Below are 14,915 nucleotides of genomic sequence, written 5' to 3'. Positions count from 1 at the left end.
CACACCTGTTCCCATACCGAACACAGAAGTTAAGCTCTACAGCGTCGACGATATTGCATTGTGAGAAAATAGAACGCTGCCAGTTTATGAAAGAATCCGTAAGGATTCTTTTTTTAGTTATAAATGTTAAAATATATTTAAAATAAGAAGGGTTTTTTGGTGATTTTAATGAATAAAATAATGAAAAGTTATCTAAAAACTTTTTTTAAAAACTGATTATCAACTTTATTTATGATAATTTTTATTGTTACATTAGCTGCATCAGTCATTGGGATGTTAGCAACACCTTTACAAATATATTCAAAAATGAATTCAGCTCAAAAACAAAATGTAGCTTATAATTCAAATTTTTCTTCTGCTAGTGAAGATATGCTTTACAGTGAAGAATTTATAACTAAGTATGCAAAAGATTATTTAGATCCTAAATTTATAGATTTTTTAAATGCAAAATTATGAGCTGATTCAACAAATAAAAAAGACAAAGATTATTATTTAAATTGAAATAATTTTAATTCTGAAGAAAAAGAAAGAATGACATTACAAGTCAATTCATCTTTAAGAAGATATAGATTATCAGCTAATTCTACAGCATTTGAATTATCTTACAAAGATTCAACAAGCTTTGATTCAAAATTTGAATTACCTACGCCTCAAGAAATTTTTGAATATCATGTTCAAAAATCATTAGAGTTAGGTTTATATGATCTAGAAAATTTTTTACAAAACGATGATGAAACTAATATTTATTCATCAGTTGCAAGTATAGGATTTTCAACATTATATAGAATATTTAATTTTGCTTATGTGAATGGTGTTTTTAAAGATATAAATTCAATTTCGTCAATAACTAATCTTGATGATATTAAAAATTTATTAGCTAACTGAAATCCTGAAACAATTAAAATTTCAAGTTATACAGTTTTTAATTCTGAGTATTCAAAAATTTTAGCAGATGAAAAATATCAACATGATGATAGGATACTGCTTTTTAATGAGATTTTAAATAAAGATAATGACGAATCTAATTACAAAATAGATGTTAATAAAAATTTTGTTTTTAAAAAAAGTGAAACAGGGGTTTTAACTAGTTCTCAAACTTTTGAAATAAGAACAGATTCAACTAATGAATTTAATAATATTATTTTTGATAAAGGCAATAAAAAATCAAGAAAAACTGAAAGTTGAAATTTAAACAAACAACCTGAAATTATTATTTCATCAGCTTTTGCAAGTGCAAATAATATTAAAATAGGCGATGAAATAAAAATGCCTATAGCTAATTCAAATAATTTAATATTTAATGCGATACTATCAAACAAAATAGTTCAAAGTATATTACCAACAGAAAGTTTTTTTGCAAATCAATCAACAACTGTTAAAGTTGTTGGAATTGGACAAACTTTTGATGACTTTGTTCCTGGTAATAACTTTTCAGCATTTTCACAAAGCATGGAAACTTATGGTTTTATTTATTTAAATCAAAAATTCATTAATAAATTTAGAGATTACTCTTGAAACCTATTAAGCAACGAAGCTTCATATAATTTAGAATTAAAAATAAAAAATGTAAACTCAACAAATGAAATACCTTTTGAATTATTTAAAACAAATGACGCTGACCGCGTTAAAATACTATCAAATTTAGAAAATAATTTTATTCCTTGAAGCGAAACAAAAGTTGCTAAAGCGTTAGAAAATCTACAAATTAGAATAATTATAAATGTTGTTTTAGGAACTATAATTTTAGTGTTAGCTTTCTTATTCATTAATTTCCAACTTAAAAAAGAAATGAATGAAACAAGAAAACAATTAGGAATATTTAAATCATTTGGTTATAAAACTAGTGAATTAAGTTGAATATTTTCAATAAAAACCGGTATTTTGTTTTTTATTAGTTTAATCTTTGGATTCATAATTTCTATTCCTATACAAACTTTTGCTGCAAAGGCATTTGAAAATACTGTTTCAATTAGCTTTAGTAATATTTATGTAAGCCCACTATTCTTGTTTTCTCTATTCATCTTTATTCCATTACTTTTTATTCTAATAAGTTACATAACAACTATCTTATATATAAAAGAGCCTGTTTTATCGTTAATGTCTAATAGTAGAAAAACAAAAGCTAATATAAAACAAGGAATATTATTTAAAAAAATATTCGCAGGAGAAAAGTTTTTCAATTGAAGATTGAGAAGAGCTTTTGTTAGAACTTCAAAAGGGAAGTTTTATACTGTTCAAACATTATTTGCATGTGCATCATTTACTTATATATTATTATTTGGTGCCCAAAGTTTAATGACAAAAATGTTAAATCAATCGTTTGCAGTTTATAATGAAAGAACAGATCATTACTATAATTGATGAAATTCTAATCCAACATTAGATATTACTGATGGACAAACTAAATTTAATTACAAATATGAATGAAATAAAACATCTCCTGAGTATAATGATTATTCTGAATATAAAAATACAAATGAATATTTAAACAAAACATCTTCAGAAGAATATAGATTTAGAATAGATGCAGTGATTCAAATGACTAATAACTATTTTATGACATTAAATTCATCTGATAAAGTTGATTTCTTATTACCAAGAAGTGAAATGTATTTCATTTTAAACAATATGTTGAACATTAAAACAAATGATTTAGGGTCAGAAAAAAGTAGTAGTAATAGTTTTATAAAAACAATTATGTCATATAATTTAAATTCTCAAAATTCTGCTTTTATAAAAGGTGTTAAGGAAATTAAATTAACTGGAACAACTTCTCAAATATTAGATTTAAATGAAAAGACAAATGAAAGTAATTCTTTATCAATTGCATCTATGCAATCTGATATTGTAAAACATATTTTCAGTAAGGATTTATCTTACATTTATGCAGTAAAAATAGCTCAAATTGATTTAACAATTTCTGCATTACAAGAAATTATAGGTAAGTCTAATCAAATAATTGAGATAAACGATCTAGTTGGAGCAATAACAACAAATGAATATATTGATAATGCGTATCAAAAATTATATACAAACAAGTTAATTAATAAAGTTAATATCTATGACACAAAACAAAGAAACTTATTAGACAATTGATTATTAAGTCAAATTGATGAGATATTTTCTAATGATTTAAAACAGTATATACCGCTTTTAGTTAGAACTAATTTTACAAATATGAACTCGGTTGCAACAAATGTATTTCAAACAACACAATTAACAGATTTTGATAATTATGATGAAAATGATTACATGTTAAATATTAATAATGTTATGTATGATAAAGAAAATGAAGTCTTATTTGACTGAATTGGTTTATCACAAAGCGGCCAATATAATGATGTTGATGTTTATGCAAGATTAGTAAATACTCAGTCTAATCAATATGGAAATTTTGAAAATATGTTTAATTTTGAAGATGTATCAACTTCTGAAATTGAAAGATTTAAAAATTCAGCTCAAGAGAATGCAAATTCAAATATTGTCAATGCAATAATTCCATATAGTATGGCTAGAAATCAAAATATAAAGATTAACGACATTATAGACCTTAAAACTAAAACATTAGAACCTCAGCCAGTTCAACTTAGAGTTGTAGGAATTAATAAAGCAGAAACTATAAAATTAGGCACAGATAACATTTGAGTTAACTCAGAAGATTTTAAATCTAAATTTTATGATAAAAGCCTTCTAGTAAGATTTTCAAGTTTATATTCAAAGAATGAAATGATTTCAGTTAATACAAAAACTAGTGATTTTGTCGAATTATTTTATTCAATTAAAATTATTGAAAAAAATTCATCAATTTTAATTAATGAAGATACACCAATAATGTTAGATATTTTAAGACCAGTTTTCAAATATACTAATTCTTTGAGTCCTAATGTAACTACAAACTTAAAATCTGTTGTTAATCCATACTTATTAAACTTTTCTTCTAGAACATCAACAGTTTCTTTTATCATAAATAATTTAGTTATAAATAAAGCGACTGAAATAGTTGATAGAGTTATGTTAATATTTGTATTATTAACAACTGTTCTTCTTGCAATAATTCTAGTTGTAATTATTGGTATCATAGTTGAAGAAGCTAAAATAATTATATTAACTCTACAAGCTTTAGGTTATCAAGATAAAGAAATAAATTGAGTTGTAATGGGTAGTTATGCTATTGGGGCTTTAATATCTTTTATAGCTGCATATATTGCGTCTGTTATATTCTGAAAAATATTATTAACATGAATAGCAAATAAGTTTAGTGTTTATATTTTTATGACAGTTGATTTAAAAACTATTTTAGTAACTTTATCAGTTATGTCAGTAGTTTTACTATTTGGTTGATATGCATCAAATAAACAAGTAAAAAGAAACCCTTTAACTCAAATAACAAGTTTAGCGTAGGAGAAATATGGAAGTAAAACAATCTATTATTAATCACTTTCAAGAAGTAAGAATTAAAAAAGATCAAACTGTAAAAATTTTTGAAATAAATTTCACATGAGAGTATACAAATCTATTTGATATTATTTCAAAACCAATATTTTTGAAGTACTTAAATATGAAATATAAGAAAGAATTTATTAAAAAAACTGTGATTAATTTCAATGAAACAATCGATTATTTAAGAAATTTCAATAAAGAAGTGGAACAAACAATTTGAGACTACCTAATTCAAACTAATAATGATAAAATTATTTACAATATATATGAAGAATTTTTAGCTTTTATATATAGTTCAACAAAAGCTTTTATTAATGATGTTTTGATTGAACAAATTATCTTTTGAAATGAAGGTATTGAAATTAAAACACTGAATAATAAAAATTATGATGTTGATTTGTATTTTAAATATGAGTTAGAAAAATATAAAAAGAGTTTTCAAAACTTTATATTTAAAAAATTAAAGATCTTACAAAAAGAAGAACCAAATAACTCTGTTATTAGTATAGTTATTCAAGCATATGAAGAAAATTTAAAAGAAAATGAAATGAAGTTAATTGTTTTAAAACAAGAAGCTTTAATAAAGTAGCAAAAGGAGTTTTTTATGTTAAAAAAAATTAATAAGATTAAAGATCAATTTATATCTGACTTAAATAAAGTAAAAACAATTGAAGAAGCTGAAAAATTGAAAAAGTCTTTATTAGGTAAAGAATCAGAATTAAGTGAAATTTTGAAATCTTTAAAAGATTCTGCTATTAATGACAAACAAGCTATTGGAATTGCTAGTCATGAGTTAAGAACATTTATAGCAGCAACAATTGATGAATTTGTAGCAAGAATTAAAAAAGAAGCACTTGATGCAAAATTAGCTAGTGAAAAAATTGATGTTTCACTAACAGGTACATTAGCAAGTTTTGGAACTAAACACCCTCTTAATATTGTTGTTGAAGAGATTACACAAATCTTTACAGAAATTGGTTTTGATGTATTAAATGGAAATGATGTTGAAAGTGATGAATACTGTTTCCAAAAATTAAACTTACCAGTGGGGCACCCTGCTAGAGATATGCAAGACACTTTCTATATAGATGAAGAAACTGTTTTAAGTACTCACTGTACACATATGACAGCTAGAGTTTTAACACAAATGGCTAAAGACGAAAACTTTGAAGGTAACTATGCCTGTGTTGCTATTGGTAATGTTTATCGAAGAGATGACGATGATGCAACTCATTCACACCAGTTCATGCAATTAGATTTATTATGTATTGGTAAAAAAATTACTTTTGCTAATTTGAAATGAGTTTTAAAATACATGTCAAAAAGATTATTTGGTGAAGAAGTTAATATTAGATTAAGACCAAGTCTATTCCCATTTACTGAACCAAGCGTAGAAGTTGATGTAAGTTGTTTTAAATGTTCTGGTAAAGGTTGTTCAATTTGTAAATATTCAGGTTGAATTGAAATATTAGGATCAGGAATTATTAATGAACAAGTTATGTTATTAAATGGAATGGATCCAGAAAAAAATACTGCATTAGCTTTTGGTGCAGGTATTGAAAGAATAGCAATGCTTAAATTTGGAATTTCAAACATTAGAAACTTATATGAAAATAATGTTCAATTTTTAGAACAATTTAAATTTTATGGAGAGTAGGTAGAACATGATTATTACAAGAAAATGATTAGAAAAATACTTAGATCTTTCTAATATTACAAATGAACAAATTTCAGTTTGCTTAAACTCTTTAGGATTTGAAGTTGAACAAGAAATGGATTATTCAAAATTGAATACAAAATTAGTTATAGGACACATCGAAGAGTCTGATCCAATTGAAGGAACAAAACTTAAGAAAACTAAAACTCGTATTGGTGAAAACAAATATGCAACAATTTTGTCAACATCAAGAAACATTGAAGAAGATAAATTTGCAATAGTTGCTTTACCTGGGGGTAAATTAGCTAATGGTTTAGAATTAGAAAATAGAGAAATTTTGGGAATACTTTCAGAAGGAATGTTTTGTGGTTTTAATGAGATTGGATTACCTAATTCAGTTTTAACAGAAGATGAACAACAAGATGTATACTACATTGATTCAATCTATAAAAACATGGATGAAATGGTTGGAAGAGAAATTAGTGAAGTTTTAAATTTTGATGATTACACTTTTGAAGTAGATTTAACTTTAAACAGAAGTGATGCTTTAGCAGCAAAGCAATTAGTAAAAGAAATAGCTAACTATTTTGATTTAAAAATTAATAACAATGAACATAAAGTTAAATTTGAAAAACCAACTGAATCAATCATTATTGATTTAAATAAAAAAGTTGAAGATGAAGTAAATACTGTTTCACACACTTTTATTGGTTTAAAAAATACTAACACACCTTTTGATTCATCTCATGACGTATGATTAAAACATTCAAATGTTAAATCAACTCAAAACAAATTTGAAAATATAGCTAATATGGCTACTTTAATTTCAGGTCAACCATTTATTTTAATTGATGCTGATAAAGTTAATTGAGAATTAACTTTAACAAAACAAACAATAGAAGAAAAAGAATTAATTGTTTTAAAATCAGGTAACTCAATTGTTAATATTTTAGGACTAAAAACTGAAGATAAATTTAAAGTTACTGAAGATACAGTTACAATGCTTGTTGTAATGTTGAATTTAGACCAAATATCAATGCGTAAACAACAAAGAAACTTAAATGTTAGCACAGTTGATACTCAAAGATATGCTAAACCATTAAATCCGAATCTTTACGATCAAGGAATAGATGAATTAGTTTCAATATTAGATGAATATAGAATGTTAGAAGATGTTCAAAAAGTTGTAACAACAGTTCAAAAACAAAATTATGATAATGTATATTCAATTACATTAGAAAAAGTTCAAGATATTCTAGGTATAGAAATAACTGTCGAAGAAATAATAAGTTTATTTAGAACATTAGATATTGAAATATCTGTTAAAAAATCTGAATTAACATTTACTGTTGATAAAAATAGAACTGATTTATATGGTAAGAATGATTTATGCGAAGAGATAGCTAGATTATATGGTTATGACAATATTATAGAACAACCTTTAGAATATGTAAGTTTCAAAAAAACTAAAAACTTAGATAAAAAACTTAAAGATAAATTAAGTGATTATTTAGTTGGTGCAGGTTTTAACAATATTAAAACATATTCTTTAACTGATATAGAATCTAATAAAACTTGAAACTTATTTAAAGTTAAAGATCCTGTTGTTTTAATGAGTCCTTTATCAATTCAACGTGAAACATTTAGAAATAATTTATCAAAATCTATGATAGATACAATTATTTTTAATGCTAATAATGGAAACAAATCAGTTAAGTTTTTTGAAATGGCTGATATCTTTGCATTAAATGGATTTAGACAATCAAATTTATGTTTTGGTGTTTCAGGAGAAGCAATTACTGATTCATTAAGTCAAGTACACATTAGATCAAATTATGCTTATATAAGTTCAGTTTTAATGAGTGTTTTAGATTTATATAAAGTTGATATAACAAATGTTACATTTGAAGTCAACGATAAAGCTATTGATGAAATTCATCCTTATATTAATGCAACTGTAAAATATAAAAATAAAAAAATTGGATTTATATATAAATTAAATCCTGCATTTGAACAGGCTAATAAAATTTACCCTACATTCATTTGTGAAGTAAATTTAAACTTATTACTTGAGATTGCTGACAAAGTACATGTTACTAGTGAAATTTCTAAATTCCAAAAATCAACAAGAGATATTTCTTTTGAATTAAGTAATGATGTGAATTTTGAAACAATCGTTAAAGCAATGTTAAAAGATCTAAACTATTTAACAAATTACAAAGTAATAGACAAATATTCAGATGAAGAAATGGATAAAGAAAATATTTCATCATTAACTGTTAAATTATCATTTAACAGTTTAGATCACCAGCTAACTGAAAAAGAAATTAACGATGATTTTGAAAAAATATTAAATAATTTAAAAGAATTAAAAGTTAAAGTTAGATAGTACTATGAATAAACAATATTTTGAAAAACAAGTACATACAGAATTAACAGAAATAATAAATGATTTGGAATCAATAAAACTTAATAACATTTTAGTGAAAAAAGTTAAGTATTTAGATTATGATATTGATGTTGATTGAATAAGTTCAATTGAAACTGTTGCAGTTAATGGTATTATCAATTTTACACTTGATGCTATTGATTCAAGAACTGGAGAGGAGTTTGAATACTCTGATTCAATTGATTGAAATGATGAATATTCTTTTTCTGATTCTATAAACGATCAAGCTAACATTATAGTTGGTGAAGAATTTGATGTACAAAATTATGTAATAGAACAAATAAATATAAATTTACCTTTTAATTTGTCAAATAATAGTGATATAATAAAAAAGACTGGATTTGGTTGGACAATTATGTCCGAGGAAGAATTTCATCAAAATGAACAAAATAAAGTAGATCATAGATGAGATAAATTAAATGAGTTCAAGAAAAAATAAAATGTTAAGGGGGTTTTAAGATGGCTGTACCATTTAGAAAGACAAGTAAATCTGCTAAAAATAAAAGAAGAAGTCATTTAGCTTTAGTAGCTTCTAATTTAGTTTCATGCGAAAACTGTGGGTCAATGATTAAACCACACAGAGTTTGTAGAGAATGTGGATTCTATAAAGGAAAAGAAGTTAAATCTGTTCAAGATTAATTTCTCTTAATAATAAAACGATGAGGTTAGCCTCATCTTTTTTTGTGTTTTTTTAACTTTTTTAACTCATTTTATTAACAAAATTAAATAAATATAGTAATATATATTTATAAAGTGGGAAGAAATGGGGGAAAGTGGTATGTTATTCTTTGGAACATATGATCATAATCTGGATGATAAGCAAAGACTTACCATCCCTTCAAAAATGAGAAACAAGATTTTAAACTCAACAGTTTATGTTTCTAAGGGCTTCGAGGGAAGTTTAGAAATGAGAACTGAAGAAGAATTTGAAAAGTGAAGTTCTCAAATATTAAATCTTTCTTCTTTTAATAAAGAAACAAGGATGATAACTCGTGAGATTATAGCCAATACACATGAAATTGAAATCGATAAGATAGGAAGAATTAAAATTCCTAATAACTTATTGAAGCTGGCTAACATTGAAAAAAGCGTTTACATACTTGGTATGGGTGACAGAGTTGAAATATGAGATCAAAAAGCATATGACAATTATCAAAATGATAACAGCGACAGAATGGAAGAAATTGCTGAAACAATTTATCAAGGTTTAAATAAATAATGGAAAAACATATACCAGTATTATTGAATGAATCAATAGAGTATCTAAATATTAAAGATAATGGAATTTATGTTGACTGTACTCTTGGTAGAGCTGGACATTCAAGCGAAATTCTAAAAAAATTAAAAGATGGTAAATTATTTTCAATTGATCAAGATGAAACAGCAATTTTAGAAGGAACTGAAAAACTTACAAAAATTAGTAACGATTTCAAAATACTAGAAGGAAACTTCGTTAACATTTCAGCAATGTTGGCAATGCAAGGCATTTTCGAGGTTGATGGTATTCTTTATGATTTAGGAGTTTCTTCGCCACAATTTGATGTGGCAGAAAGAGGTTTCAGTTATAGATTTGATGGTCCGCTTGATATGAGAATGGATAGAGCTAATAATTCTCTAACTGCTCACAAAATAGTGAACGAATATACACAAGAAGAACTAGAACAAATTTTATGAAATTATGGTGATGAAAAATTTGCAAGATCAATTGCAAAAAATATTATTCTTTCAAGACCTATAAATACAACATTTGAATTAGTTAGTGTAATCAAAAAATCTTTACCATCAAAAATATTAAAACAGCAAAAACATCCTGCTAAAAAAACATTTCAAGCTCTAAGAATAAGAGTTAACAATGAAATGGAAACTTTAGAAAGTTCGTTAGAACAAAGTTTAAATTTATTAAAACCAAAAGGAAGGGTTGTTGTTATAACTTTCCATTCATTAGAAGAAAAAGTTGTTAAAAACATATTTAAGAAATATACACTTGATGAACAACAATTTTACTTAAGTAATTTACCATATGAAATTGAATCATCAAAAGACTTTAAACTGTTGTTTAAAAAGCCATTAAAACCCACAAATACAGAAGTAGAAAATAATAATAGAAGTCATAGCGCAAAGCTTTGAGTAATTGAGAAAAAATAAAGAAAAAAAGAGGATAGAGTTATGTTAAAAAATAATAAAACATTTACAACAGTAGAAATAAGAAGAAGTGTAGTTAAAATTAATGCTTATAGAGTATTAAAAAGCAATATTATTTCAATTTTTGAAAATGAAATCGAAGCTAAAAATAACTCTACTTTTTTAAATGAAAATGGAGTTGTTAGAGATTCTATTTCAACTTTATTAAAAAAAGATATATCTGCAATGATTAAATCAATTGTTAAAGAACAATCAGAATTAAAAGATAATAAAATTTTTATGGTTGTTCCAAGTTCAACTTATAGTTTTACAACAAAGAAAAAAACAATTTCAAGTGAAACACCAGTATTAATGACAGAAGAATACGTAAATGATTGTTTTAAAAAGATAGTTAAAAGAGAACAACAATCAAATAACGCATATCACTTAGATATTGAACTAGTTCAAGTAAAAATTGATGGAAACAAACAAGAAGTTAATAAATTAAATGTTCAAGGTAAAGAAATCGAACTAATAATTTCAATTAAATCAATTTACAAAAAAGTTTATGAATCACACAAAAATGTTATTGAAAAAGTTGAAGAAGGTAAAGATTCATACATGACAAACCTTGAAGCTTTATATAACTCAATTCAAAGACCTTCAAAAGATGAAAGCGATATTATAGTTGTTGATTGAAAAGAAGATCATATTGAAGCTGGATTATTTAAAAAAGGTGCATTTGTTGAATATGCATCAACAAACGATGGTATGAATAGCATAATTAAAAAAATATCAGATGAATTTGGACTTAGTGATGAAATGAGTCAACATTATTTATATAACAACATTAACTTCGATTCAAAAAATATTTTAAAAACAGTACTTCTAAAATTTAAGAATTCTTTAGTTTCAAAAACATTATCAGGTGAACAAATTCAATTAATAGTGAAAAAAGCAGTTAAAAATGCATACAAAGAAATTAAAGAATCATTCGTTGTAAAAGAAAAAATTGATTTCTATGTAACACCAATATTTAACTTTGGTTTAATCCAAGAAATTCCAAATGGTGTTTCTTTAATTTCTGAAGCAAAAGTATCTTCAGACTATGTAAATCAAGTAAAGGTTATTGGTGCTCTAAAAAACAATGAACACTTTGAAAGTTATGGATTAATAAGCAAAATTACAAGCAAATTTATATTTGACGAATTTAAAGCTAAAAAACAAAAAATTAAAAATGATGTTATTAATATGCAATTTGCGTTTTTTGATGATTTTGGCGGTCAAAATCAAGCAAGCGGACAATTATATTTGAAAAATGATGGTATACTAATAGATAAAGTAGAAGCATAAAAGGAGAAAACAAAATGAATAATAATACACAAGAATTTAGCCAAAAAGCCAAGATCAAAGTTATTGGAGTTGGTGGTGGTGGAAACAATGCCGTTTCAAGAATGTTTGAGCAAGGTGCTCACGGTGTTGATTTCTATATTGCAAATACTGATGCTCAAGTTTTAGCAGGATCAAACGTTCCTAATAAAATTATTTTAGGAGAAAAATCAACAAAAGGTTTAGGTGCTGGAGCAAACCCTGAAGTAGGTAAAACAGCTGCTTTAGAATCTGAAAACGATTTAAGAGCTGCTTTAGAAGGTGCTGATTTAATTTTTGTAACTGCTGGAATGGGTGGAGGAACTGGAACAGGTGCTGCTCCAGTTATCGCAAGAATTGCTCAAGAAACAGGAGCTTTAGTTGTTGCTATTGTAACTAAACCATTCAGATTTGAAGGTAAATACAGAAACACTTTTGCAGAAGAAGGAATCATTGAATTAAAAAAATACGTTGATTCAACAATTGTTATCTCAAATGATCGCTTATTAGAATTCATTGGTGCTAAACCTATTCAAGAAGCTTTTGCTGAAGCTGACGCAATATTAAAACAAGGTGTTCAAACAATTACAGACTTAATTGCAGTTCCTGCTTTAATTAACTTAGACTTTGCTGACGTTAAAACAGTTATGTCTAAAAAAGGTAATGCATTATTTGGAATTGGTTTAGGAACAGGTCCAGATAAAGCAAACTTAGCAGCTAATGATGCTATATCATCAACTTTACTTGAAGCAGCAATCGTTGGTGCAAAAGATGTTATTGTTAACGTTACTGGTGGAGAAGGTATCTCATTAAATGATGCTTATGATGTTGTTGATGTTGTTAACCAAGCAATTGATAATCCAGAAGTAAACATTGTTTTTGGAGTAGCTATTAATAAAGAATTAACTGAAAAAGATGAATTAGTTGTAACTGTTATTGCTACTGGTTTTGATGAAGAAATGATTAAATCATCAGCAAGCTTAGGAACAAAATCAAACGCAACTTCAACATTTGCAAATTTAAGAACTTCAAGTTTATACAAGTCAACTCATGTCGAAGAAGAACAAAAAGCGTCTACTTCATTTGAAGAAGATGTTCTACATGCTCACCAAACTATGCATTCTGTAAATAGCGGTGCATCAACATATTCAGATGATACTGAAGATGATTTCCCAACATTCTTGAAGTAGTAGGAGAATGAAAATGAAAATTAAAGAACTACTAGATAAAATAAAAACTAAAAAACTTGAATCAGGGGAAATAGATCAAGCTTTAAACGATGTAAATGGATACAGTATGTATGATGAAGAAGATTCAACAACTAAAGAAGAAGTTGAATATTCAAATGAAAGTGAATTAAACACAATCAATCAAGATATTCCTTCTAAAAGAACTGAAATTATTAAACCTACTTCATTTTCTGATGCAGCTAAAATTGCAGATGAATTAAAAATTAATAAAATTGTTTTAGTTGATCTTTCAGGATTAGAAAAAGCAGAAAAAAGAAGAATTATAGATTTCATATCAGGTGTTATTTACATTAATGATGGTATCTACAAAAAAATTGAAGGTAACATTTACAAAATATTAATTAGAAAATAAGCAATGCTTATTTTTTTATTTCATTTTTATTTGTATGTTTATAGTAAAATATAAATAATAGAAAAGAGGTTATTATGTCAGAATATTCAACTTTAGCTCATAAAATGATTCAAATGTGAAATTCAAGTTTTTCCAAAACAATTAAACAACGTGAAGAAGCAGCTAGTTTAAAAATTAATTTTGTTAAAACAATTAATAACTTTAATTCAACTAATAGAAATTCAAATAAAAAATTAAAAATAAAAGAATATAAAAGCCCAACAGCTAACTTCACGACGCTTTCAAAAGATGGCGTAAAAATTGTTGCTAGTGTATGATTAAACCCAAAGCCAAGCAATAAATGAGTAATCGGTGTTCATGGATTCAATTCAGGAAGATTCAATGTTTTATATTTAACTTGACACTATCGTTCATTAGGGTACAACATAATAACTTTTGATTTTAGAAATCATGGATCAAGTGATACTGATGTTGTAACTTGAGGTTATAAAGAAAAGTGAGACTTAATGACAATTATTTCATGAGTAACACAAAATTATAAACCAGAAGAAATTGGTCTTGTTGGAACAAGCATGGGTGGATTTACAGTTAACTACCTAGCTTTAACAGAAGAAAAATTTGTTACGGAAAATAATATCAAATGAGCAATATCAGATTCAGCTTATATGTCAGTTTCAAAACTTCTAAGAAGAATGGTTGCAAATAATGCTCCAAAAATATTTGAGAATTATGTTAACTTGGTTTTAGAAGACATGTTAAAAATATATAAAAATGAATATGGAGTTAATCTAGTTGAACTTGATTTTATTAATTTAATTGAGACAAAACATAAGTATATACCTATTATGTATATTCATAACAGATTTGATAGAGTAACAAACTTTTTAGATAGTTTTAAAATGCAAGATGTTAAAAACAATATAGAAGAATCTAAAGTGAATGAATTAATTATTTATGATACAGGAATTAATCATACTAAATCAATTATTAAGTTTACTGAAGATTACATTTTAAGAACAACAGATTTTGTTAAAAAACATCAAATTTAATTAAAAATAATATAAAATATTATTATAAAAACTAAAGGACAAGTTTTTTAAATTAATTATTCAAAGAGAGCTAGTGGTTGGTGTAAACTAGTAATAATATTTAAAAGATATCACCTTTTTTCAACAGAAAAGAAAAATTAAATTGAGTAGAATTCTGCGGTGGCACCGTTAAAACCTTGAAGATGATAAATTAAGCTTTAATTTATTAATTAGGATGGTACCGCGGTTA

Annotated in this window: 12 protein-coding genes, 1 rRNA gene and 1 other annotated feature (1 of these 14 only partly in view); all 13 genes read left to right on the top strand. The window is 25.6% G+C overall.

Annotation, left to right across the window (positions count from 1 at the left end):
• Nucleotides 1-85, top strand: a 5S ribosomal RNA gene (rrf, locus tag T314_RS04170); the annotation flags it as partial.
• A gap of 83 nt (nucleotides 86-168) precedes the next feature.
• Complete coding sequence (locus T314_RS0103765; protein WP_029512260.1) at nucleotides 169-4,401, top strand: ABC transporter permease; 4,233 nt, start codon at nucleotides 169-171, stop codon at nucleotides 4,399-4,401.
• Nucleotides 4,402-4,408: 7 nt separating this feature from the next.
• Nucleotides 4,409-5,029, top strand: a complete 621-nt coding sequence (locus T314_RS0103760; protein WP_029512259.1) for a hypothetical protein — start codon at nucleotides 4,409-4,411, stop codon at nucleotides 5,027-5,029.
• Nucleotides 5,030-5,044: 15 nt separating this feature from the next.
• The gene (pheS, locus tag T314_RS0103755; RefSeq protein ID WP_029512258.1) at nucleotides 5,045-6,097 is read left to right on the top strand and encodes a phenylalanine--tRNA ligase subunit alpha; all 1,053 of its coding nucleotides are present in this window, start codon (nucleotides 5,045-5,047) and stop codon (nucleotides 6,095-6,097) included.
• A 7-nt stretch (nucleotides 6,098-6,104) separates the two neighbouring features.
• Nucleotides 6,105-8,486, top strand: coding sequence for a phenylalanine--tRNA ligase subunit beta (pheT, locus tag T314_RS0103750; RefSeq protein ID WP_029512257.1), 2,382 nt, complete (start codon nucleotides 6,105-6,107; stop codon nucleotides 8,484-8,486).
• A gap of 4 nt (nucleotides 8,487-8,490) precedes the next feature.
• Nucleotides 8,491-8,985, top strand: coding sequence for a YceD family protein (locus T314_RS0103745; protein WP_023025822.1), 495 nt, complete (start codon nucleotides 8,491-8,493; stop codon nucleotides 8,983-8,985).
• 20 nt (nucleotides 8,986-9,005) lie between these two features.
• On the top strand, nucleotides 9,006-9,185 hold the full coding sequence (gene rpmF / locus T314_RS0103740; protein ID WP_011183295.1) for a 50S ribosomal protein L32: 180 nt from the start codon (nucleotides 9,006-9,008) through the stop codon (nucleotides 9,183-9,185).
• Between the two features lie 124 nt (nucleotides 9,186-9,309).
• On the top strand, nucleotides 9,310-9,765 hold the full coding sequence (gene mraZ / locus T314_RS0103735; protein WP_051612908.1) for a division/cell wall cluster transcriptional repressor MraZ: 456 nt from the start codon (nucleotides 9,310-9,312) through the stop codon (nucleotides 9,763-9,765).
• A complete protein-coding gene (rsmH, locus tag T314_RS0103730; RefSeq protein ID WP_029512255.1) occupies nucleotides 9,765-10,691 on the top strand; it encodes a 16S rRNA (cytosine(1402)-N(4))-methyltransferase RsmH in 927 nt (308 codons plus the stop codon). The genes mraZ and rsmH overlap by 1 nt, the downstream gene beginning before the upstream one ends.
• 21 nt (nucleotides 10,692-10,712) lie before the next feature.
• On the top strand, nucleotides 10,713-12,020 hold the full coding sequence (locus tag T314_RS0103725) for a hypothetical protein (RefSeq protein ID WP_029512254.1): 1,308 nt from the start codon (nucleotides 10,713-10,715) through the stop codon (nucleotides 12,018-12,020).
• Nucleotides 12,021-12,034: 14 nt separating this feature from the next.
• Nucleotides 12,035-13,225 carry a cell division protein FtsZ gene (gene ftsZ, locus T314_RS0103720; protein WP_029512253.1) on the top strand — a complete coding sequence of 397 codons (1,191 nt, stop codon included), beginning with the start codon at nucleotides 12,035-12,037 and terminating at the stop codon, nucleotides 13,223-13,225.
• 13 nt (nucleotides 13,226-13,238) lie between these two features.
• Nucleotides 13,239-13,637, top strand: coding sequence for a cell division protein SepF (sepF, locus tag T314_RS0103715; protein ID WP_051612907.1), 399 nt, complete (start codon nucleotides 13,239-13,241; stop codon nucleotides 13,635-13,637).
• Between the two features lie 71 nt (nucleotides 13,638-13,708).
• Nucleotides 13,709-14,686 (top strand): alpha/beta hydrolase, encoded by a 978-nt coding sequence (locus tag T314_RS0103710; protein ID WP_167321190.1) that lies wholly within the window; start codon nucleotides 13,709-13,711, stop codon nucleotides 14,684-14,686.
• Nucleotides 14,687-14,712: 26 nt separating this feature from the next.
• Nucleotides 14,713-14,915: a binding site (T-box leader), on the top strand (it continues 12 nt past the right edge of the window).

The sequence above is a fragment of the Mesoplasma grammopterae ATCC 49580 genome, from assembly GCF_000701525.1.
In the GTDB taxonomy this organism is placed as follows: domain Bacteria; phylum Bacillota_I; class Bacilli_A; order Mycoplasmatales; family Mycoplasmataceae; genus Mesoplasma; species Mesoplasma grammopterae.
Note: the sequence above shows the minus strand (reverse complement) of the source record. Positions and strands in the feature narration are given on the sequence as shown.